Annotated in this window: 24 protein-coding genes and 1 riboswitch; of the genes, 2 read left to right on the top strand and 22 right to left on the bottom strand. The window is 41.5% G+C overall.

Going from position 1 to position 23225, the window contains the following annotated elements:
* Positions 1 to 15 precede the first annotated feature (15 nt).
* The 22 genes from pgeF to cbiD form a co-directional block, all read right to left on the bottom strand.
* Entirely contained in the window at positions 16 to 831 is an 816-nt protein-coding gene (gene pgeF, locus GX348_08540; protein ID NLP42226.1) for a peptidoglycan editing factor PgeF, read from the bottom strand.
* Positions 832 to 840: 9 nt separating this feature from the next.
* Positions 841 to 2580 carry a TIGR03960 family B12-binding radical SAM protein gene (locus tag GX348_08535; GenBank protein NLP42225.1) on the bottom strand — a complete coding sequence of 580 codons (1740 nt, stop codon included), beginning with the start codon at positions 2578 to 2580 and terminating at the stop codon, positions 841 to 843.
* A 361-nt stretch (positions 2581 to 2941) separates the two neighbouring features.
* Complete coding sequence (cobC, locus tag GX348_08530; protein ID NLP42224.1) at positions 2942 to 3553, bottom strand: alpha-ribazole phosphatase; 612 nt, start codon at positions 3551 to 3553, stop codon at positions 2942 to 2944.
* Between the two features lie 4 nt (positions 3554 to 3557).
* Entirely contained in the window at positions 3558 to 4652 is a 1095-nt protein-coding gene (locus GX348_08525) for a threonine-phosphate decarboxylase (GenBank protein NLP42223.1), read from the bottom strand.
* Positions 4630 to 5526, bottom strand: a complete 897-nt coding sequence (locus GX348_08520) for a GHMP kinase (GenBank protein NLP42222.1) — start codon at positions 5524 to 5526, stop codon at positions 4630 to 4632. Before GX348_08520 ends, GX348_08525 begins: the two co-directional genes overlap by 23 nt.
* 49 nt (positions 5527 to 5575) lie before the next feature.
* A complete protein-coding gene (gene cobT / locus GX348_08515; GenBank protein NLP42221.1) occupies positions 5576 to 6631 on the bottom strand; it encodes a nicotinate-nucleotide--dimethylbenzimidazole phosphoribosyltransferase in 1056 nt (351 codons plus the stop codon).
* A 15-nt stretch (positions 6632 to 6646) separates the two neighbouring features.
* Positions 6647 to 7396 (bottom strand): adenosylcobinamide-GDP ribazoletransferase, encoded by a 750-nt coding sequence (cobS, locus tag GX348_08510; GenBank protein NLP42220.1) that lies wholly within the window; start codon positions 7394 to 7396, stop codon positions 6647 to 6649.
* A 43-nt stretch (positions 7397 to 7439) separates the two neighbouring features.
* Positions 7440 to 8369 (bottom strand): cobalamin biosynthesis protein CobD, encoded by a 930-nt coding sequence (gene cobD, locus GX348_08505; GenBank protein ID NLP42219.1) that lies wholly within the window; start codon positions 8367 to 8369, stop codon positions 7440 to 7442.
* Between the two features lies 1 nt (position 8370).
* Positions 8371 to 9888, bottom strand: coding sequence for a cobyric acid synthase (locus tag GX348_08500; protein NLP42218.1), 1518 nt, complete (start codon positions 9886 to 9888; stop codon positions 8371 to 8373).
* On the bottom strand, positions 9881 to 10465 hold the full coding sequence (gene cobU, locus GX348_08495; GenBank protein ID NLP42217.1) for a bifunctional adenosylcobinamide kinase/adenosylcobinamide-phosphate guanylyltransferase: 585 nt from the start codon (positions 10463 to 10465) through the stop codon (positions 9881 to 9883). Before cobU ends, GX348_08500 begins: the two co-directional genes overlap by 8 nt.
* A gap of 40 nt (positions 10466 to 10505) precedes the next feature.
* A complete protein-coding gene (locus tag GX348_08490; protein NLP42216.1) occupies positions 10506 to 11888 on the bottom strand; it encodes a cobyrinate a,c-diamide synthase in 1383 nt (460 codons plus the stop codon).
* 11 nt (positions 11889 to 11899) lie between these two features.
* On the bottom strand, positions 11900 to 12475 hold the full coding sequence (locus tag GX348_08485; protein NLP42215.1) for a cob(I)yrinic acid a,c-diamide adenosyltransferase: 576 nt from the start codon (positions 12473 to 12475) through the stop codon (positions 11900 to 11902).
* 2 nt (positions 12476 to 12477) lie between these two features.
* Complete coding sequence (locus GX348_08480; protein ID NLP42214.1) at positions 12478 to 13101, bottom strand: precorrin-8X methylmutase; 624 nt, start codon at positions 13099 to 13101, stop codon at positions 12478 to 12480.
* Positions 13101 to 13478 carry a cobalamin biosynthesis protein CbiX gene (locus GX348_08475; GenBank protein NLP42213.1) on the bottom strand — a complete coding sequence of 126 codons (378 nt, stop codon included), beginning with the start codon at positions 13476 to 13478 and terminating at the stop codon, positions 13101 to 13103. Before GX348_08475 ends, GX348_08480 begins: the two co-directional genes overlap by 1 nt.
* Positions 13475 to 14239 (bottom strand): precorrin-6A reductase, encoded by a 765-nt coding sequence (cobK, locus tag GX348_08470; GenBank protein ID NLP42212.1) that lies wholly within the window; start codon positions 14237 to 14239, stop codon positions 13475 to 13477. Before cobK ends, GX348_08475 begins: the two co-directional genes overlap by 4 nt.
* Positions 14236 to 15060 (bottom strand): precorrin-3B C(17)-methyltransferase, encoded by an 825-nt coding sequence (gene cobJ / locus GX348_08465; protein ID NLP42211.1) that lies wholly within the window; start codon positions 15058 to 15060, stop codon positions 14236 to 14238. The genes cobK and cobJ overlap by 4 nt, the downstream gene beginning before the upstream one ends.
* The gene (locus GX348_08460; protein NLP42210.1) at positions 14961 to 16016 is read right to left on the bottom strand and encodes a cobalt-precorrin 5A hydrolase; all 1056 of its coding nucleotides are present in this window, start codon (positions 16014 to 16016) and stop codon (positions 14961 to 14963) included. Before GX348_08460 ends, cobJ begins: the two co-directional genes overlap by 100 nt.
* A complete protein-coding gene (gene cobM, locus GX348_08455) occupies positions 16013 to 16771 on the bottom strand; it encodes a precorrin-4 C(11)-methyltransferase (protein ID NLP42209.1) in 759 nt (252 codons plus the stop codon). Before cobM ends, GX348_08460 begins: the two co-directional genes overlap by 4 nt.
* On the bottom strand, positions 16771 to 17487 hold the full coding sequence (gene cobI / locus GX348_08450; GenBank protein ID NLP42208.1) for a precorrin-2 C(20)-methyltransferase: 717 nt from the start codon (positions 17485 to 17487) through the stop codon (positions 16771 to 16773). The genes cobM and cobI overlap by 1 nt, the downstream gene beginning before the upstream one ends.
* Complete coding sequence (gene cbiT / locus GX348_08445) at positions 17471 to 18067, bottom strand: precorrin-6Y C5,15-methyltransferase (decarboxylating) subunit CbiT (protein NLP42207.1); 597 nt, start codon at positions 18065 to 18067, stop codon at positions 17471 to 17473. Before cbiT ends, cobI begins: the two co-directional genes overlap by 17 nt.
* Positions 18064 to 18690: a precorrin-6y C5,15-methyltransferase (decarboxylating) subunit CbiE gene (gene cbiE / locus GX348_08440; GenBank protein ID NLP42206.1), complete on the bottom strand. Its 627-nt coding sequence runs from the start codon at positions 18688 to 18690 to the stop codon at positions 18064 to 18066. Before cbiE ends, cbiT begins: the two co-directional genes overlap by 4 nt.
* Positions 18678 to 19772 (bottom strand): cobalamin biosynthesis protein CbiD, encoded by a 1095-nt coding sequence (cbiD, locus tag GX348_08435; GenBank protein NLP42205.1) that lies wholly within the window; start codon positions 19770 to 19772, stop codon positions 18678 to 18680. Before cbiD ends, cbiE begins: the two co-directional genes overlap by 13 nt.
* An 80-nt stretch (positions 19773 to 19852) precedes the next feature.
* Positions 19853 to 20024: riboswitch (cobalamin riboswitch) on the bottom strand.
* Positions 20025 to 20326: 302 nt separating this feature from the next.
* On the opposite strand from cbiD, the gene GX348_08430 reads away from it, so the two are divergent.
* Positions 20327 to 20929, top strand: a complete 603-nt coding sequence (locus GX348_08430; GenBank protein ID NLP42204.1) for an LUD domain-containing protein — start codon at positions 20327 to 20329, stop codon at positions 20927 to 20929.
* A 14-nt stretch (positions 20930 to 20943) separates the two neighbouring features.
* Positions 20944 to 23115 (top strand): LUD domain-containing protein, encoded by a 2172-nt coding sequence (locus GX348_08425; GenBank protein ID NLP42203.1) that lies wholly within the window; start codon positions 20944 to 20946, stop codon positions 23113 to 23115.
* The last annotated feature ends 110 nt before the right edge of the window (positions 23116 to 23225 follow it).

Here is a 23225-nt window from a genome sequence, read left to right as displayed (position 1 = left end):
TTCAAAAATAACGTTTTATAATGAGATAACAGCGCCTAATCGACCAGTCAGGCCATGTTCGGCGCGGTGGGAGTAAAACAAGCTAGTATTACAGGATGTACACATACCGCTGATAACAATATTGGGGCTTTTTACACCTATCTCTTCAAGCTGAATTTTATTAGCCATCCATAAATCAAGTTTCCAATGAGTTTCGCTTGTTTGTTTTACAAGCTGCTTCCAAGATTTAAAATTTTGCATAAGTTTAATAATTACATTTTGGTCGACTTCGTAACAGCAGGCTCCAATCGAAGGACCTATGCCAACTAAGCAATCCGAGGGAATTGTTTGGAATTGGGAGGCCATCTTCAGAATAGTTTTTTGGGCAATCTTTGCCACTGTCCCTTTCCAGCCAGCATGACATACAGCTACAACATTTCGGATTGGGTCAACAATTAGTACTGGTACACAATCAGCATAAAACAACATCAGTGGTATATTCGGAATATTAGTAATCAAAGCGTCAGTATCTTCTATTGACTGGTCATAAGATGCATGTCCTTTACCCATATCAACATGCGAAACTATCGCAATATTATCGCCATGAGTTTGCTGTGCGGTAACTACTTTGTCAAAAACAACTCCCGCTGCCTCGCAGAAAAGCAGTCTGTTGTAAATAACATCATGCTGGTTATCGCCGGTATGCAGACCTAAATTAAGCTCTGAATATGGTGGACGGCTCATGCCCCCAATCCGAGTTGATATGCCATGCTTGACGTGGAGGCGGCAAAAATGACTAAACAAGCCATACTTAACGCCGTTCTCAGATTTATCGATAAAAAAATCGTTCATAATTCCTCCTTACGAGTTTTTACAAACACCACAACGAGTGCAGCCTTTAGTACAAGGGGCAGTAAACTGTTCTTGGCGGGCTTTGTCAAGTTCATGCAATAGATATTTGGAATCAAAAGCCATATCAAGGTGCTGCCAAGGCAGTAACGTATCGGTTCGATCTAATCTGCCTGACAAATAAAACTCTTCGGACAGTCCGTAGTTTCGCAAAGCTTTTTTAAAAGCCTTACTGCCGCCATTTTTATGGGCTTCAAGCAAAACCTGGGCTAATCTTCTATCACCACGCGCTAGAATGCCTTGAATATACGATTCCTTGGTAGACTCTAGAAGTAACTCTATGTTTTTTCTAGCTTTAAACTGTGCTGTAAGATATTTAAACTTGTCCTCGACTTCGGCAGGGGTTGCCATTGGAAGCCATTGAAAGGGCGTAAAAGGCTTTGGAATAAAAGGGTTAACACTTAGTGTTAACTTACCTTTGCTGCCTTGCAGTTCCATATGTTTTTTTATATTGTCGGCCATTACTACAATGGCATCAATATCTTCCTGCTGTTCAAATGGAAGTCCGACCATAATATAAAGGCGAATGTTTGGAATGCCAGCCTTGATAGACATTTCAACCGAATTGAATAAGTCTTCATCAGAGATGGTTTTGTTAATGATATGGCGCATTCTGATACTTCCGGCCTCTGGGGCAAGCGTAACAGTCTTTTGTCCGCTTTTTGCTAAGCCGTCTACCAAGCTTTGCGTCAATGAATCGGCACGGAGTGATGCAACTGAAAAGCCCATATTTTGGCTGATAATTGATGTGCATAGCTTATCAATCTCAGGGTAATCCGAGATTGCCGCTCCCATAAGCCCAATCTTAGCATGATAGTGCTTAGCTAATAAGATTGATTTTTTAAGCCTTTCGAGGGATCTAACTCGGGGTTCGCGAAAACAGTAGCCCGCCATACAAAAACGACAATGTCTACCGCAGCCGCGGGCAACTTCAATTAAAAACATATTTTTAAACTCAGTATGGGATGTAACAATAACGGAATGAGCCTCGTATTTATTTAGGTCGGCTACCCAACGACGGCGAATTGTTTTGGGTACATCGGCCATCCGGTGTATTTCTTGAATAGAACCGTCATCTTTGTAAACTGGCTGATAAAACCTTGGAACATAAAGTCCGGCAATATTGGCGAGTTCAAGCAGAGTGCTTTCACGGGTTATTCCCCGATTTTGGCAGTCATAGTATGTATCTAAGAGGTCGTGAATGACCTCCTCACCTTCCCCTATTACAAACACGTCGACAAAATCTGCCATTGGCTCGGGATTAAAAGTTGCGCAAGGCCCTCCAGCAATAATAATTGGGTCGCCTTCACCACGATCAGCGGATTTTAAGGTAACCTTACCAAGTTCTAAAATAGCGAGAAAATTAAAGTAATCCATTTCAAAGGTCAGAGAAAAGCCGATAAGCGGAAACTCATAAAGCGGAAGCTGGTTTTCAATAGACATAAGCGGAGTATTGGTGCGCCGATACTCTTGTTCAAGTTTTTTTTCCGGCATGAAGACGCGCTCACAAGCTGTATCACTGCGTGAATTAATCTGCTGGTAGACAATATGCAGGCCGAGATTTGACATGCCAACATGGTACGTATTTGGATAAACGAAAGCAAACCGATTGCGCGCTCCAGGGGCATACACGGTAGTACCGCTTTCCTGCGAAAGAATTTGTTGCAGTTTCTCTTTTAGATTCCAAGACAATAGTTTTCACTCCAGTTAGAGCAACAGCCCACTTTACTGTGAGCTGTTGAATATTTTCAGCCTTATTTTATCCAAATGCTCCGGACTAAGCTTTCCGCCATCTAGCACGTCCAACATATCATTTAATAAAATCGTTAACTCAGATAGTTTGTTAGTATAATGATGCTGTAAGATAAGTATCTGTATAGCAAGCACTATAGTCGCCATCGAAAGTATTATTTCCAGCAGAGTCAAGAATATCACCTTCCCTATTTTTGCAGTACTTTATAGTATATGAGTTAAACAGGGAAAAATGACATTTTTATTCTGTAACGAGTATTTACGCCAATTTAGCCGAAAATTTGTCCAAGGCTTAAAGTGGTTATCTATCGTTTAAGTGACTAGTATCGTTGAGTAAAGAAACCATGATACGATTATCGTAGTAGTCAAGAATGCTGACTGCTGTATTATCCTGCCTGATATTCCAAACATAGTTAAGATGGATATTAAGGGCAGCACAGATGAGGGTACGGATGGTACCACCATGGGCAACTACTACAATATTTTGGTCTTTGTGATTTGCGGCTATTTTAGCTAATGCTTTTGAGGCACGTTCTCTCAGCTGCGGGAAAGATTCTCCTCCGGGAATAGTCACTTCATCCGGACAGGTAAAAAGCTTATCCATAATCTGCGGCCATCCTGAATTTATATTAGTATAGGTAAGGCCTTCCCAGTCGCCGAAACTAATTTCACGCAGCTCTGGTACACCGATTACTTGCAGATTGTGCTTCGCGGCTATTATTTCAGCGGTCGCGAAAGCGCGACTTAAGTCACTTGAGTATATCGCCGAAATAGATTCGTTAGCCAGTCTTTTTGCAACCATTTGTGCCTGTTCCAGGCCTTTTTCAGTTAGCGCTATATCGGTTTGCCCTTGATATTTCATTTCTACATTCCACAGCGTTTGTCCGTGCCGTACTAAGATTATTTTTGTCATATAATCACCTACATATATTTTGTAAGGCTCTTAGTAAATGGTTATTCTGATCAGATTTTTTCACCGCTAGACGGATATAGCAGTCTGAAAGGCCAGGGTAATTGCTGCAATCACGAATTAGGATATCTTGCTGTGCCAATTGTGTACGTAACTGATATGATTTCATCTTTGTATTACTAATATCGACTAGTATAAAGTTTACCGAAGGCTGGTAAGGCCTAAGTGATGAAATTAATTTAATTTGGTCGTAAAAATCATCTTTTGCCTGATTAATTAATTGTTTAGTGGTACGGCGAAAATCATGGTCTGCCAGTGCCGCTACACCTGCACACTGCGCTAGAGAATTGACATTCCAAGGGTCTTTTCCCTTATGCATGAGATTTGTCAGTTTGGGCGACGCTAGGGCAAATCCTAGCCTTAGTCCAGGAATGGCATAGAACTTCGTCAACGAGTGAAGTATTATTAAATTTTGATAAAGCGGTAGTAAACGGCGGCATGTATAATGAGTGTCATCGACTAAAAAATCAAGGAAGGATTCATCAACAACAACAAAAGTATTACGTAACTGTGCAGCTCGAATAATAGGCTCAAGCTCCTGGGTTTTCATAATGGTGCCTGTAGGGTTATTCGGGTTACCAATAAACAAAATATCGACTGGATTAGTCTGTATCTCGTAAATAAGATTATAAATGTTAATTTGAAAGTCATTTTGGGAATTTAGATATAAGTGTTTGACTTCTGATCCGGAAGAGCGGGCAGCACGTTCATACTCACTAAAGGTAGGAGCGGGCACTAAAACTTGCCGCGGCCGTACCGTATTGCATAATACATATAATAATTCAACTGCCCCATTCCCGGCTGTGATTGAGCGTCGATCGACATCATAGTACCTGCTTATGGCTGTTTTGAGATCATGAGCATCAGCATCAGGATAGGCTGTTATTCTGTCCAAATTAGCCAACAGAGATTGACGCAAGCTGTCCGATAAACCCAGCGGATTAATATTAGCACTGAAGTCGAGAATATTAGCTACATTGCTACCACGTCGGACTGCATTATAGATATTACCGCCATGTTCAAAAGCATTTAGCCCACCTATTGCTATCACCTTCCCATATTTGTAGTCCGCCTGAGATAATTTTAACTGTTTTTAGATATTTTGCGTCAGGGTAAGTTTTACAGATAGCTGAAATACAGGGTATAAGATCTTTATTACTATTCCTATCAAAAAGCACGCCTAAGACTGAGCCGCTATGAGCAACGTTAACCCCAGCAGCGTTAAAATGTTTACTTAAATCTATAATACCTTCGAGATTTGGCTTAATTAAGATACTTTGGTTAGCTAGAGCACTAATTGTCGCACCTTGGCCGATTAGTTTGACATCATGGGTAGCAAAACCTTTTGTTACCAAATCAAGTGCGAGTCTAACATCTTTTTCCTTTTCCCTGTTTAATACCGGCAAATCATTGCGTTGGTTGAAGTGTAAGGTGTCTATTTCACCACCTACATCAAAAACAGCTATATCTATATCGGGCGGAGTACCTAAATACTTCCGAGTATGACCTGTTACATGGTCAAACATGAGTATCCCAGGGTAAAAAATGGCGTCAGTTGGCTCGATTTCTAACGCGATGTCAGCTAATTCTGCAGGTGTTAGAGTTTTACCATGGTAGAGAGCAACAGCCTGGCAAGCTGAGCTTATGTCGGCACTGCTTGATGCCATACCTTTTCCAATTGGTAATTGAGAACTAATATGAAAATCGAAGTGGACATTCGTAATATTGAGATATTGTAATGTTTTTGCAATAGCTGTACGCACTTTAATATAATCATATTTCTCTGAAGGTCGTGTTGACGGTATTACTGTAACTTCAGAAAATATGTTAACAGGGCAGGTTATTAAAAAATTTTCGCCATCTATTGTTCCTTGTACCAGTTCTCCGCAAGAACCAGGAGCTTTTACTGTTACCATTTGCTCTCCCCTGTCTTAGGAAATCCATTTTTTGATTGAAGAGATTACCTTAATCGGTAATATAAGAAATCTTCGCTTGATCGAATGTAGACATTCCATTAAAAACTTTTAGTCCGGCATCAAGTAATGTCATACCTAGTGCTGCTCCAGTTCCTTCACCCAAACACATATGGAGATTAAGCATTGGCTTTAAGCCAAGTTCCTGAAGAATTATTTTATGACCGGGTTCGGGCGATTGATGAGCTGCTATTAGATAGTCTTTTACAATCGGGCAAAGACGATAAGCAGCATATGCCGCAGTCGAGGCAATAAAACCATCCATCACAATTAAGACGCGCCGATAAGCTCCTGCCAACGCGACGCCAGTAAGGGCGGCTATTTCTAGTCCGCCGATTTTTGTCAGAACATCAATAACATCATCGGGATTAGGACGATTGACGTTGATGGCCTGCTGAATGATGTTAATCTTATGCATCAATAGATTATCACTAAGACCAGTACCTTTACCAGTGACTTCGGCAGAAGAATATCCGGTAAGAACGCTGGTTACTGCTGAACTAACGGCGGTATTTCCGATACCCATTTCGCCAAGTCCGATAATTTGAGTTCCCTCATCTATTAGTGACATGGCGACACTGATACCGGTTTGGATTGCGGCGATTGCGTCCGCCCTGTTCATAGCTGGTCCAAATTTTATATTGTTTGTGCCGTAGCGAATTTTGTTATGGCGAATGGGTAAGCTGGCCGGTAAGTCTATTTTTACACCAACATCGACCAACACCAGTTCAGATTGTGCATGTTTAGTTAATACATTAATTCCAGCGCCGCCATTTACAAAATTAAAAACCATTTGAGCTGTGACTTCTTGTGGGTAGGCGCTCACTTGCTCGCAGGCTACACCATGGTCTGCAGCCATCAAAACTACGGCTTTTTTCAGTGAATCGGGAATGACTTTTAAGGCTCCGGCAGTCTGAATAACTACAGATTCAAGGTCTCCTAAGCTGCCTAATGGTTTTGTAAGACTATTCAACCGAATTTGTGCTTTTTCCATAGCAGCTTCATCCAGCGGTCTAATATTTTCGATAAATTGTTGTAATTTATCCACATTAAGCGCCTCACACTATAAAAATAAAAACATTAGCAATACAATGACCTCGGTTAATTCGGTTACTGCTCCATATACGTCACCAGTTAGACCACCTAAAATCTTTGTCAAGTATTTTGCAAACACAACAGTAAAAACCACAACGGCAGCGAAGCTTAGTAAAGCTTGCTTGCCAAGCGGAATAAGCAGCAAGATAGTGAAGATCGCTGCAATAATAAGCGATCTTGAATTAGCATGCTGAGCAAAGGCCTTACCAATCCCATCTGGTTTAGCATACGGAAAGGCAGTTATACCAATAACCATAGCGAATCTGCCTAAAACAGGCATGGAAAACAAGGCCAAAGGCAGTAACGAAGGAGCAATATCGGTGATTAATGACCACTTCAGCAATATTAATAAGATAAAAGTAGTTACGCCGTTTGCTCCAACTCTGCTATCTTTCATTATTTCCAACTTACGCTCCTTTGAGCGTCCGGAAAATATGCCATCCATGGTATCCATGAAACCGTCGCAATGTAGGCCGCCTGTAAGCAAAATAGGGACAGCGGTCAATATTGTGGCCAATACGTGAGGCGGCATATAAAATCCTATAGCCGGTAACCAACCATCAATAATGTAATTCACTGCTACAAGAATCATTCCGATAATTGCACCAATTACCGGGAAAAATTTCACACTGCGTCCAAAACTATCCGGCATCCAGTCAGACTGATCTGCGATTTTTATTCGAGTTAAGAACTGTAGACCAGTTATAAAATCATTCATGTATTTTCTGGCATTTCATGTGCCAGCCTCCATATGCGACTGATTATAATGTTAAGATAATGAAAAGTAAGGTGGTACCATACATTAACTTAATTGTTTTTTCAATGTGTAGCGGTTCCAACTTATTAATTTCTACTCCCATATAGGCTCTTAAAGAAGGCACTCCACCATAATAATTTAATCCGCCTAGTCGAATACCGAGCGCCCCCGCAACTCCTGCCTCGGTAATCCCGCTATTTGGGCTAGGATGCTTAGGTGCATCTCTCATGATTGATTTTAGAGCAGAGGTTGCATTATAACGCAACACAAAGGATATTATGATAATAAGCACACCTGTTATACGGGCTGGAATGTAATTAAATATATCATCAAGTCGTGCTGCCGGCATGCCAAAATCAAGATATTTGGCATTTCTGTACCCGACCATAGAATCTAGAGTATTAACGGCACGATATAGAAAAGCTAGTGGTACGCCGCCGATCAGAAAATAAAAGAGGGGCGATATTATACCGTCTACTATATTCTCTGCTACCGTTTCAACTGTAGCCCGCGTGATTTCACCGGTATCCAGTTTGTCAGTATCACGGCCTACAATCCAACCAACTTTAAAGCGAGCTTGTGTTAAATCGCCGTTAAGCATGTAGTTTTTAATTTCGTTGCCAGCTTCCGCTAAGCTGCGAGGTGATATTGTAAAGCTTAGAGCTAATGCTCCTCCGATGAAGGCATAAATTGGCCCTAATAAACTCAAGGCGAACATAATTAACCATACTGACGTATATGTTATTGATAGCACCAGGCAGACAAGCAATACGCCTGTTATGATTTTATACCTCGACGACTTAGCAGGCTTAAGCAAGATGCTCTCAAAGAAAGCAATCAGATTTCCAATCAATACTACAGGGTGAAACCGCGAGCGTGGATCGCCGATTGCAGTATCCAAAATTAGGGCGGCAACCGGTAAATAGTTATCCATGTTATCCACCTATAATTTGGTATAGAAGTTTCATGTTAAGATGATTTCTTACAGTAGCTGCTAAGTTGTCATAGCTTTTTTCTTTACGGGCTTGAACATCATTAAAGGAAATTAACGGGTTGAGTCCTTTTCGAATTCGCAGGGCGTCAATTATGGCTCTGCGATAGTTATTATTATCAAATATTCCATGAATATAAGTACCCATAACTAATCCATCATTTCTAATTGCCCCATCGTTTACCGATACTGGTTCACCTGACCTGGCAGTAATTGCAAATGCATGGGTGACGGGCGCAATAAAATCAGTTTTTCCCATATGAATTTCATAACCATTCAAATTAGCTTCAGAAATATCCAGGTTTAGGAATTTGTGATGATAACATTTTGCCAATACCTGATGAGTAGTTTTTTGTGCTGCAAAAGTCGTAATGATATCTAGTAAACCTAAACCATCTATACGGTCTAGGTCAGACTCGGTATGGTAAGGGTCGCGGATCTCTTTGCCCAGCATCTGGTAACCGCCGCAGATACCAACTATTGGCGTACCTCTTTCCGCTAGACTGAGTAGTTCTTGATCATAACCATTTTCGCGAAGATAAATAAGGTCCTCGGTGGTATTTTTACTGCCTGGCAGAATCACTAGGTCGGGCTTGCCGATTGATTCGCCCTTGCGGATAAACCGTACTGTAACGTCTTTTTCATTGGCAAGTGCGTCAAAATCGGTGAAATTTGATATTTTAGGTGTACGAATTACAGCTATCTCAATGTCACGTTGGGGATTATTTGCTTTATCGTCTAATGATACTGAATCCTCGTCATCGATACCTATATCTTCAATATGAGGGATTACACCAAGGATAGGCTTACCAGTTTTTTGCTCTAAAAAATCTAAAGCAGGTTTTAAAAGAGCAATATCACCGCGGAACTTATTGATAATAATTCCTTTTACAAGGTCACGCTCATCAGGATCAAGCAATTCAAGTGTCCCTACAACCGACGCTAATGCTCCGCCCCTATCAATATCGGCAACTAACAGAACTGGCGCTGATATCATTTTAGCAACCCGCATATTTACAATATCATTGGCCTTTAAGTTTACTTCAGCAGGACTTCCGGCTCCCTCAATTACGATAGCATCAAAACTAGCCATTAGTTTATTCAAGCATTCTTTAACTGTACTTAAGGCCTTTAAACTATAACCTTGATGGTATTCTTTTGCTGACATGTTGCCGATAGGCTTACCCATTAAAACAACCTGCGAGCATGAATTTCCGGTGGGTTTTAAAAGAACGGGATTCATTTCAACCATCGGTTCTAAGCAAGCGGCCTCGGCTTGGGCAACCTGGGCCCGTCCCATCTCTTCCCCTGTTTTTGTTACATATGAATTTAAGGCCATATTTTGGGCTTTGAAAGGCACCACTTTATAGCCATCTTGATATAGGATTCGACATAAAGCTGTAGTCAGAATGCTTTTACCGACATGAGAACTTGTCCCTTGGAGCATTATCGATTTAGCCATGTCTAACGCCTCCTTCTCCAAGTTTTACAGCTAGTTTCTTTAATTCGACAGGCAAGCCGCTGACTACGAGGTAGACCTCTTCTGCAGAGGCTGCCACTTTCTGGTTGACCCAACCAGCCATATCACGATATTCCCGTGCTAGCGCGTTGTCAGGCACAATACCAAGGCCGACCTCGTTAGTAACAAAAATAACAGTTGCTGTGCTTTGACGGGCAGCTTCAATTAGCTGTTCTACCCTGTTTAATATATAGCTCACTCGTTCTTCACGGTGCTTATGTGCTTCACTTGAAAGTAACAGGTTTGAAGTATAAAGGGTTAAGCAGTCAAATAAGATTACATCAGCGGATGCCGCAGCCGCTTTAATAGTATCAGCATCTGCATAAGGAGCTTCATAAGTAAGCCAGTTGTTTGGCCGCCGTTCGCGGTGCATGGTAACACGTTCTTGCATTTCTGTGTCATATATTTGGGCGGTAGCAATATAAGCAACAGTTTTTCTCTGTTCTGAAGCGTATTGTTCAGCAAAGGTACTTTTTCCGCTTCTGGCCCCCCCTGTTACAAGAATTATTTTACCTGACATAGCCGTCCCTCCCTCCGTAACCTGATGGAAGTTGAAAAAATCATTTATGAGTCTTTCGATATTGCTGACATTGTCTTATGAACTGAGCAGCTGCATCTAAATTTCCAGCAAAATGTATATGTAAATAAGAAGCTAGAAGGTTATTATCACTGTATCCAGCATTATAAATTGCGCCAGTTCTCATTTTTTTAATTTCAAAAGCCCATGGAAAACTGTCAGGACAATCTGGAATCATGCGGGAAAAATGGAACTCATGTCCTCTCAAGACATTTCCCGGATTAGCAAGGACATTTGTTTTCAATGGGCTTGCTTCGATATAACCAACTGTCTGAAGTTTTGATTCCATAGTGCATATTGCCGGTATAGCACCGACCATGTCGTAAACATTTCCGTCAAAATCAATAACTTGCCGAGTTAAATACATCAGTCCGCCGCATTCAGCATAAATAGGCATATCACATTTACTGGCTTCTAAGATTGCAGAACGCATCTGGTTATTTTGTGTTAATTGCTTAACAAACATTTCTGGAAAGCCGCCGCCAAGGATAAGACCATCAACATTAGGCAGAACAGTATCATTTAGAGGGCTAAATGGCACTAATTCTGCTCCTAAGGATTCTAAAGTCTCGAGACTTTCTGGATAGTAGAAGGAAAAAGCCTCATCTTGGGCTACACCAATACGAACAGTTTTCGCAATGGTTACAGGCCTGCTTTTAGACGAATATACAATTGGATCTGTATTTTCGGAAATTTCAACAATGCGAGCGAGATTAACCTGAGCGCCTATTTGCTCTGTCATGGCATTTACAGTATTAGTCGCACAGTTTTCAGTAATCGGTGTCAAACCTAGATGACGCTCAGGCATAGACAAAGCATCGTTACGGAAAATACAGCCCAATACTTCAATACCTAATTTGTCCATGGCTTGGCAGATCATATCGCGATGGGCAAGTGAGCCTAGTCGATTTAGAATGACACCAGCTAGATTTATATTAGAATCATACATCTTATAGCCTAAAGCAATGGCAGCAGCACTTTCTCCCATTGACTTAGCATCAATAACCAGTACTACTGGAGCTTTTAATAATTTAGCAATTGACGCCGTACTGCTAATACCTTTTCGGCCGCCATCGTAGAGGCCCATTACGCCCTCAATTAGGGCTAAGTCACTGTTCTTCGCTGTTTGAGTGAAAATTGCAGTCAGTTTTTCTTCAGGTATCAGCCAAGTGTCCAAATTGTGAGAGGGTTTGCCGCTGGCGAGAAAATGATAACCCGGGTCAATATAGTCCGGTCCGACTTTATAAGACTGGACATTACGGCCACTTTGCTTAAGCGCACCCAATAGTCCGGTAACTATTGTAGTTTTGCCAACCCCGCTCGAAGTGCCGGCAATTACAATACGCGGCAGTTTAATTGCTTGCATTTCTGTCTCCATTAGTATTCAATTCCCCTTCGCGCATCCAGGCCGCTTGTCATTGGGTGCTTAACTGGGTAGCAAATTGTTATTTCATCAGCAATACTCATTAACTCAGGCGGCATATTGCGACCCGTTAAAATTATTTCGACATGGTAAGATCTTGACTTGACAATCTCAAGAACATCATCAATTTTTATTAATCCGTGTTTAAGGGCATGGCTGATTTCGTCCATAATTAGCAGGTCGATGTTATCGTTACTAAGAACTTCACGGACGTAAGCTAAAGCCTGGGGTGCAAAGTTATTTAGCGGATTACGGTTTTCTCGAAAACAACGTCCGCATTTATTGCAAACAGCTGTTCCGGCTTTAATTTGAGCCGAGATAGGACAACCAAATCCAAATTGTTTAATTTCAATTGGCGGTTTGATTAAATTAACAGCAAAGAGTTCTCCGGTATATCCGGTTCCTTTTAGAAACTGAACAACCGAGACTCGGCGATTTAGTCCGGCTGCTCGAACAGCCGAGCCTAAAGCTGCAGTGGTTTTGCCTTTACCGTCGCCAGTAAAAATACGTAATAAGCCTTTTTTATCCATAATTACTCCAACATATAGAGTAAAGCGTTGGTGGTTGCAGCAGCAATCGGACTGCCACCCTTATTCCCTAATACTGTGATATAGGGAACATCGGAGGTAACCGCTAACAAGTCTTTGGATTCAGCGGCTCCGACAAAGCCTACCGGAACACCGATAATTAACGCTGGCCGGATACCTGTTTCTTTCATCATATTAAGGACTTCAAAGAGTGCGGTAGGAGCATTACCGATAGCAATTATTGAACCATCCAGCTGCTGTCCGAAAGATCTCATAGCTGCCATAGAACGTGTTATACCAAGCTTTTTCGCTGTAATGGCAATGGCTTCATCATTTATTAAGCAATTTACAGCGCCGCCTAATTCGGCAAGGCGCCGTTTGTTAATGCCAGTGCGTACCATTTCCACGTCGCAGTAGATTTGGCAACCTGCTTTGAGTGCCTTACAACCTGCGGCTATCGCTTCGGGGTGAATCTTAATAACTTTTGCATAATCCGGATCACCAGATGCATGAATTATGCGTGAGAAAACTTTTATTTCCTGCGGTGATAGATTATAACCTGCCAAATATGGCCTTATTATCTCCATGCTGCGGGCTTCAATGACAGCAGGTTGAGTTATGTAATCCATTACATTGCCTCCCGAATACGTTCTAACAGTATGTCAGCAATGCGAGGATCGGGACCGATATGAGCGGCCATTTTAATAGGCACGCCGGGAAATTTGGTTTCTAAAACAGCGATTTCTTCCGGAATATCCGATTGAATGTGAACCCCGTTAGCCAAGAACATCGGCGCGATTATTATTTTGGTTGCGCCGTTATTGATTAGTTTTTCAACGGCTTCATCGATACCGGCTAATCCAGATTCACGGTTCATAATTGCCGTCTCAACGAGTTGTTCTCCTGATTTTAATTTGACTAATGATGCTACTTCAAAGGCAACCTGATTAGCCTCCGCTACGCTAGCACGGCTGCCGTGACCAAGTACTACTATTCCTAAACTCATTTAAAAACCTCCTGAACGTACTCTAATATCTGATCGTAGTTGAAAACAACTTTGTCGTAGTTAATTTTTGGCCTGTCAATTACGATAATTGACAGGTTTAGTTCCATGGCGGCAGAAAGCTTAGTATCACTGCCCCCTATCTGTCCGCTATTCTTCATGATAAGGACTTCAGCGCCGAAATCCTTGAACATCGCGTAATTCAACTGATGGGAGAATGGCCCTTGTAAAGCAATTATATCGTTAAGACCGAATCCAAGCTCGACACACTGCGTTATTACTTGAGGATCAGGCAGTACCCTAGCAATTAACCGATGGTTTTTTAGCTTTGGCTCCGCCGTAAAAATTCCAAGCATTCGGCTGCCCGTTGTCAAAAAAATTACTTGCCCAAGATTAGCTGCTTGGCGGGCTGCTTGGTGATAGCTTGTCACAATATGAAGCTTATCATAATATGGTAAATCAAGTGCAGGCCTCTCGTAACGCAAATACTTTGTGTTAGTAATTTGACAAGCCTTTATAGCATTTTGGGACACGTTGACAGCGTAAGGGTGACTCCCATCAATCACTAGTTTGATATGATTAAATTGAATGAATTGCACCATAGCGTTCGCGTCTAGCTTGTCTGTATTAACGACGAGATTATTCTGCGCGGCTAAGTCCCTGCCATGCTTGCTTACTACTGAAACTACAACCTGATGGCCGGCTTGAGCGAGATTAGCTGCTAACTGTCTTCCGTCCTTAGTACCGGCCAAAACCAGAATCATAGTTTATAGCCTCGCGGGGTAATCATGCGTCCATCTTTTACGTAAGTCTGGCTATTGCCGATTATGACCAACGAGAACATATCAATGTGTTCTTTAGTAAAATTATCAAGTGTAGCAATCGTCATACTCTCACTTGGACGGCTTGCACTGTTCACGATGCCAACCGGCGTTGCAGCTGAACGGTGGTTTAAGACAATTTCTCTAACCTCTTCGATTTGATTTACGCGACGATGGCTTTTGGGATTATAGAGCGCAATTACAAAGTCTCCGGCAGCAGCCATTTCAACGCGCTTTTTTATTAATTCCCAAGGTGTTAACAGGTCACTTAGACTGATTACGGAAAAGTCATGCATTAGAGGCGCCCCAAGTATAGCAGCGGCGGCCCCGACGGCACTTATACCTGGAATAATAACAACCTCCGGCCGCTGGCCTTCAGGATATTGTTGGACAAGTTCCAGGACTAGTCCGGCCATTCCGTAGATGCCTGGATCACCGCTTGAGACAACGGCAACTTTTTTGCCTTTCATGGCTTCTTCTACAGCGGCACTACAGCGATCAACCTCTTGCATCATTCCCGTCCCGATAATCTCTTGTGTAGTAATTAGCTCTTCTACTAATTTGAGGTAGGTATTATAACCGACTACCACATCGGCTCCAACAATGCTGTTTCTGGCCCGGGGACTCATATCAAGAGCCGAACCAGGACCAATGCCGATGACGGCTAATTGACCTCGGCTATTGCTACAGTCACACCCGGATATTTGGCTTTGGTCAACAGCAGGTTGTTTGTTTGTCCCATTAAAAGCGCTGCCGCTTCGCATACATTTCCAACTCCTATCTCTTTTTCCACGAATCTGGACACTTCAAGGTTATTTATTTCAATGCAAGACTTAAGTTCCTGATTATTAAAAAACTTTATTGGAACATCTATTTTGGCCGCAAATTCAAGCAGGCCGTCTTCATCGCTTTTTAAAACGGTGCTGCCAAGCATTGTAATACTTTGAAGACTGCGCCCAATTTTGCTACAGGCATCTTCGACTGCTCGCCAAATTGCCGTCTGTGATGTGCCTCTGCGGCAACCAATGCCGACAGCAAGATTTGGTTTTCTTAAGTAAATGTGGGGTTTTTTGAGAGTATAGTGCTTGCTGGTAATAAGAACAGCAGCAGAAAATTCAATTTTACTAAGCATGGCGATATTTTCCATTTTAATTCCTAATGTGTTTGTTGCAAGTTTATAATGCTCATATTCAGGTGAATCAAAGTCGGCAAAAAATTCAACTGTATCATTGTTGGCAATTGCAGCATTGATATCTTTTAGACTATCGAAGGGTTCGATGGCCAGTCCAAGTTTAGCGGCAAGCAAATCTGCGGCGGGCTTATCGGCTACGTCTGTTGCAGTAGTGATTACAGCTTCTGCTCCTAATATTCGGCTAATTTTTAGCGTTAATTCATTTGCGCCGCCAATGTGCCCAGACAGTAAACTGATTACGTGCTGGCCTTGATCATCCATCACTACGACGGCAGGATCAAATCGTTTGTCGTTTACAAATGGGGCTATGACCCGAACGACGATCCCCGCTGCCATGATAAAAATGAGAGCATCATATTTATTAAAAATATCGTTCATTAGCGAACTAAGACTAGTATAAACAAAGCCAGTAAGTGTAGGGTTACGCCCCACTTTTTGGAAAAGCGTTATATCTCCATCAAAATTGCGAACTAACTTATCGGCAAGAATAGCGCCGTTATTAGTCACTGTGATGATAGCGATTTTCATGCCTTAGCATCTCGATACATATGCGTAAATTCAGGAGCGTATAGACGGGATAAGGCATACTCAGTGTCTAAGCAGCGTCCGACAACTATCATAGCTGTCCTGTCTATCCCCGCATCTTGTATAATTGCTGAAATTGTTTTTAATGTTCCTTGGAAGATTTTTTGCTCGGGCCAGGAGGCTTTTTGAACAATTGCAACTGGTGTGTCGTCCGGATAACCTCCCTCAATTAGTTCGGTTATAACATTTTCAAGCATATGTACGCTCAAGAAAATGCACATAGTTGCTTCATGACTAGCTAAAGTTTTCAATTTCTCTTTTGGGGGAACCGGTGTACGGCCTTCCAAACGTGTGATAATAACTGTTTGTGATACTTCTGGCAAAGTATATTCACGCTTTAAAGCTGCAGCGGTAGCCAAGAACGAACTAACACCTGGAACTACCTCAAAGGAAATGTTTTTCTGACTTAGGATATCCATTTGTTCTTGAATAGCGCCGTAAATACTTGGATCGCCAGTATGTAAACGAGCGACTTTTTTATCAGCTTTAACTGCTTGCTCCATTACATCTATAACTTCGTCTAATGTCATTGTTGCACTATTGTAAATTGCAGTTCCGGGTTTTGCTAGCGATAATAAAGCTGGATTTACGAGAGAACCGGCATATATTATTACATCGGCCTCATTAAGTAATCGCTGTCCCTTCACAGTGATAAGTTCAGGGTCTCCTGGACCCGCTCCAATAAAGTAAACTTGCACTAAAAGCCCTCCCGCTTAACTAATATTAAGGATAGATAATCGCGCTTTGTATTCTTGAGACTATCTAAATCATAGGTTATAAACTGATCTGGGTAGCCTAGTTTACTGACATAGACAGCTTTGTTTTTCAACTGAAGCTCATCAAGAACCTCAACAATTTCATTAAACTTCCCGGCTACCTTCATTAAGACGGCGTTGGGGAATTTGGCAAGAATAGACCTAAGCTCGTTGGGGTCTTCGATAGCTGGAATAATGGCCAACTTTTCACTTCCTTCGGCCAAAGCTGTATTGATAAAAGCAGCAGTTGCCGAGAACGATGTAATTCCTGGAATGCTTTCGGTATAAACGCCTGGTAGTAAACTTTTTAGTTTTTTGAGAATATAGGTATAGGTACTAAAAAGCATTGCATCACCGATGGTTATAAAGGCAACGCTCTTTCCTTCATATAATTTTTTTGCAATTACTGCGGCTCCGCTTTCCCATTCTGCATTTAAAACAGCTGTATCACGAGTCATAGGCGTTGAAATCTCAAGAATTTCTGTTTTATCTGATATATAGGAGCCAGCGACCTTTAAGGCAACACTGTCATTCTCTTTGCTAGACCGCGGCACGCAGACAATGTCAACAGTCTTCAATATATTAGCCGCCCGAACAGTTAATAAATCAGGCGCTCCGGGGCCTACCCCGATACCATAGAACTTACCTTGTTGTATCATTGTGACCTCCTTTAATACACGCAATTATATAAATTGGATTAAGTGCTTCAAGCATGTTGACTGCCGCTACTTGTTTTATTCTTGTTACTTGAACTCCTGAAGCTGATATTTCATAGTTACCATTACTTTGCATAATTGTTAATGCTTGGTAAAGTGTTTCTATTGTTACTGCCGTAACGATAAGTCGTCCACCTTGTTTCAGCAGTTCATCAGTCTTAGCTAAAATATCCTTTAAATGTCCGCCGCTGCCGCCAATAAAAATGACGTCTGCTTGTGGTAGACCGTTGAGAGCAATTGGTGCGTTTCCAGATATAACAGTAATATTTTTGACTTTAAAATTATCGGCGTTCGCGCTGATTAAGGCAACGCCCTCTGAATTTCGCTCAATAGCATATACATGTCCACTACTAGCCTGTAGAGCCGCTTCTATTGATATTGAGCCAGTACCGGCCCCGATATCAATTATTATATCGTCAGGCTTAATCATTGCCTTGGCCATGACTAGGATACGTATTTCTTGCTTTGTCATCGGGATTTTTCCCCTGATAAAAAGTTCGTCTTTAATGCCTAGTTGAGTCATGCCTTCACCACCATCACGCAATGTGCAAAGCCTTCAATCGTAACTGTCTCTTTGAGTTTTGTTGGTACAATCTTTTCACTTTCATATGATAGATTTTCACATAGCCAAACCCTAGTTTGCTCTGGCCAGCCAAGTGCGATAAGTTTTTGGGCTATTTTTTGCGGATTGTTTATGCTATCAGTTAAAATGCCTAGTTTTTTCTTGGGTACGTATTTTAAAATTTCAGCATCTTGATCTCGGCCATGCATACTGGTTAATACTGCATCTTGCCAAAGTTCTGCAATTCGGGCGAAAGCTAGTTGAGCAGAACTTAATCCAGGGATAACTATCAATTGTTCAGTTGGAAAGGTTTCCCGCAAGGCCCCAAGCATACTGTAAAACCCGGGGTCTCCTGATACCATAACCACGACATCGTTCGATACTAGTTGCTTTTTTATAAAGTCGATAACACTGCATATATCTCTATCAATTATTTTAGTTACAGTGTCAACATTTGAATATGTTTCCAAAGCTCGTTTGCTGCCGACTAGTACACGAGCTTTTTCTATTGTGCGGCGAGCTATGGGCAGCATGTATTCGGGCGAACCAGGTCCAATTCCCACTATTGATATTATATGCTCCATCCAAGGCTACCTCCAATTTCTCGTGCTGTATCGTCTATTCCGAGTATTTCGCCGGCTAATGTTACAATTACCGTTCCAACTTTAAAGTCACCAAAAACATAACGCTCGGCCCTCATGCTAGCCCGAGATGCTAAAACATTATATACATAGTTCATTGAATATTTATCGACAATTGGTATAGCTGCCTCTGTTGTAACGCAGTTAAGTATTTCCTGGATTGCTGCACGCGGGGCTCCGTTTGCTGCCATATAAGCCGCCAGTGTCTCTAATCTTCCGTCAGCTACTCTGTTATGGGTGTGGAATATACCTGCTGCTACTTTGACCAGTTTACCTAAATGCCCGAATAAAAGAACTCGCTTGATTTTGAAATGAGCTGCGCTCTCCAGCATATGACCAATAAAATTGCTTGTTTGTACTATTTGTTCTTTTGGTAGTTTGTACTTAACAGCTATATCATGACCAATTTTTCCGGGGACAAAGATAATATCATCAAAACCGGCTGCTTTTACGACACTAATTTGTGGTGTTAAAGAATTTTTAAAGGCATCTTCTGACATTGGTTCAACAATACCTGTTGTCCCGATTATAGAGATGCCACCGACAACTCCTAATATAGGATTAAGTGTTCGCTTAGCGAGCGTTTCACCATCAGGAATTGATACTGTAACAATTGCTCCCAGATTATCATTAAGCACATCGCGAACTGCCTGAATAATCATTTTTTGAGGTCCCGGATTAATGGCCGGTTGCCCTACAGGTACTGATAATCCCGGTTTAGTTACTATACCTACCCCAGTACCCGCTTTAATAATTATCGCTTGATTAGTTACAACCTCAACTGAGACTGTAATTTCTAAGCCATTCGTTATGTCAGGATCGTCACCGGCGTCTTTAATTACCGAGGCCTGTCCGCCGTTAGAATAACCAACAGAGGACGCAACTTTTACACTTAGAACAATACCTTGTGGTGTTGTTACCTCCACTTCATCTCGGCTTTCACCCCGCCACGCAAACAAAGCCGCCTTTGTAGCTGCAGCGGCACAGGTACCAGTTGTAATTCCTGATCGCAGTTTTTTCAAAATAAAAACCCCTCTACTGCAGGGGGGTAAAAATAAACACAATAAGATTATTCTACCCACCTGCCTATCTACCGTAGGTCATAACGGTGTGTGTTAGAATAGGCAGGTCTCCTGACTCTGGCTCATCATTCCTTACACCTTCCCAGAATAGTCCAGTGGTATACGTAAGGAACTCACCATTACAGTGGCGGGACCGCGCTGGATTTTCACCGGCTTCCCATTTTAAGCATTAGCACCTATTCCCTTATAATATTTAGTTCTTGAATTAGCTAGGACATAAAATTGCGGTCTAGCAAATATATATTACCAAAATGCTAATTAATATATATTCCATCAATAAAATAAATTTCCTTCTAAATTATTTGTGAAAATATTTAAATTTAAAATGCCTCTGAACCCAGTTATTATAACACTATTTGCTGTTTTGTAGGATTATATTACTGAAATCGTAGGATTTTTCTTACGAACATGAAAGGATTTTTTGAACAGAGTGCGAATATGTACTTGATTATATTTTCCAATACTATTTTTTCATAAATTTAAAAGGAGTGAAATAATTGAAAAAAGTCTGTGAAAACTGGAAACAGAGTTTCCCGGCCGGCAAATTTGGCGAACAGTATTTTTCTGAATTTGAAGCAAGAGGCAAAGCCGCTTCAGCCGAAATTTTTCGTGTTAAAACTGCTGCCGAAGGTAAACAAATTATTGCTGAGCTCGCCGAAACAACTGGCGCGAAAAAAATAGTGGCTGTCGATGGTCCGCTGCAGGATGCTTCAGGAATTATTGATGAACTTAAAAATATGGGTCTTGAAGTATACACTTCTACTACTGATATTGCAGAACATGTCGACACAGCTGATATAGGTATATCAGCTGTAGAATTTGGAATAGCCGAAACCGGCAGCGTCTGTATGGATGGATATGCTATTGAGCATCGTTTAGTTTCCATGCTTCCCCCATTACATATTGTATTTATGAATAGCAGTTATATTGTACCGGGGGTTAATGAAGCCTTAGAGGTACTTTCAAAGGTATTTAACCGGGGTTATATCAGCTTTATTACTGGGCCAAGCCGTACAGCTGATATAGAACGTGTGCTTTCAATTGGGGTACATGGCCCTTGCCGATTTGTTATTATTGCCGTTGACGAAGAGATTAACTGAGGAGGTGTATTTAAATGGAAACCAAAAATCGTAATATAAGAAAAGAGATTGAGGAGAAACTCAATGACGAAGTACTTCGTGGTGCTTTAAGCCGCTTCGCTGAAGCTTATCCTGTTTCGAGGGCAAAAGCCTACGAAAATGTTGAAAACCTTGATGCTTTACGCGAGCAATTCAAAAACATGAAGTCTCGCACTGTTGAGCATATTGAAGAAATTGCTGATAAATTTGAAGCTGAAGCAACAAAGCGCGGGGCAAAAGTGTTCCGGGCTAAAGACGGTGATGCTCTTAAAGAATATCTTATCAAGCTATGCAAGGAAAAAGGCGTCAAACGCATTGTAAAATCCAAATCAATGGCTTCCGAAGAGATTCATTTAAATCACAGCCTTGAGGCAGAAGGTCTTCATGTAAAAGAGACTGACCTTGGTGAATGGATTATTGCTATAGCTGGACATAAACCGTCTCACATGGTTATGCCTGCTATTCACCTTAATCGTCAACAAGTTGCCGAATATTTCTCCAAAGAACTCAAAGAAGATATTCCTACTGATATTCCTTACATGGTCCAAGTCGCCCGTCAGAATTTACGTGAAGAGTTCCTTCAGGCTGACATGGGTATTTCAGGCGCGAATTTTGGTATTGCTGAAAATGGCGCCATCGGCCTGGTAACGAATGAAGGTAATGCACGCCTGGTAACTACCTTACCGCGTATTCATGTTGTAATTATGGGTTATGAAAAACTCATTCCGACAATACAAGATGCATCCAGCATACTAAGGCAGTTGCCGCGTAGTGCTACAGGCCAGCAGATGACAAGTTATATGACCATGGTAGACGGTGTAACTCCGACTATGGTTAAGAAAGATGGCAAATGGGTTGAAGAAGATAGAGAAGTTCATATTATCATACTCGATAATGGTCGTTTAAAAGCAGCGCATGATGATAAGTTTAAGGAAATTTATAACTGTCTCCGTTGCGCTTCTTGCCTCAACGTATGCCCTGTTTATACCTTAGTAGGCGGACACGTTTATGGACATATTTATGCCGGTGGTATTGGCGCAATTCTAACCGCTTTCCTACACAGCATGGGCGACTTTGAAAAAATCAACGAAATGTGTATAGGCTGTCGAAAGTGTACTGAAGTATGTCCAGGAAAAATAAATATTCCAGGTCTTATTGAAGAATTAAGGGCTAGAACAGTCAAAGAAAATGGCTTACCTTTTGCAGCAAAAGTTGTATTCGAAAATGTTCTATCTAACCGTAAGGTATTCCACACCCTCCTTCGTCTTGCCTCTGTCGGACAAAAGCCATTCCAATCCGGTAAAGTAATCCGTCACTTACCGCTCTTCTTAGCTGGGATGACTAAAGAACGCAGTCTGCCAGCAGTTGCTGACACTCCGTTACGCGACCGTATTTCAAAAATTACTAAAAAAATTGATAAGCCAGTTAAACGGGTCGCATTCTTTGCAGGCTGTAATACTGACTTTGTATTCCCCGAAACCGGTGAATCAGTATTCAAAGTCCTACAAGACCTTAAGATGGAAGTAGTATTCCCTGAAGATCAAAGCTGCTGCGGTAAGCCTGTTCTCGGTATGGGTGACCGTGAAACTGCAAAGAATATTGCAAAACGCAATATCAAAGCCTTTGAAGATGCAAATGTTGATGTTATTATATCGGCTTGTCCTACTTGTGCTGAAACATTACATCAAACTTATGCAGAGATCTTCGCTGATGAACCGGCTATGAAAGCCAGGGTTGAAAAGTTTGCTCATAAAGTCCGCGAGTTTTCAAGCTTTGTGGCTGAACAGTATGCTAAGGCCGGCCGCTTGACCAAAACAACAGGTGGCACTAAAGTTACTTATCATGACTCTTGCCACATGAAACGGGGACTTGGCATTTACGAAGAACCTCGTAAACTTTTAGAAGCTGCTAAGGGCTATGAGTTTACTGAAATGAAAGATTGCGATAAGTGTTGTGGTATGGCTGGTGCATTCGGTATTAAATATACTGAATTGTCAATGCCGATGCTTAAACAAAAAATTACTAATATTAAAGATAGCGGCGCTGAAGTAATTGCTGTTGGCTGCCCGGCTTGTATGATGCAAATACAAGGCGGTCTTGATAAGCAGGCTCCTAATATCAAGATTAAACACGTCGCTCAGATTCTTGCAGAAAACATTAAAGATTAATAAATTAAAACCTAGCCATTACTGGCTAGGTTTTAATTGTGCTTGTTTCTCAACTATTATGATGGTAAAGAAAAGGATATCTCAGTGATTGAGATATCCTTTTCTTTATT

This window comes from Veillonellaceae bacterium, assembly GCA_012523975.1.
Lineage (GTDB): Bacteria > Bacillota > Negativicutes > JAAYSF01 > JAAYSF01 > JAAYSF01.
Note: the sequence above shows the minus strand (reverse complement) of the source record. Positions and strands in the feature narration are given on the sequence as shown.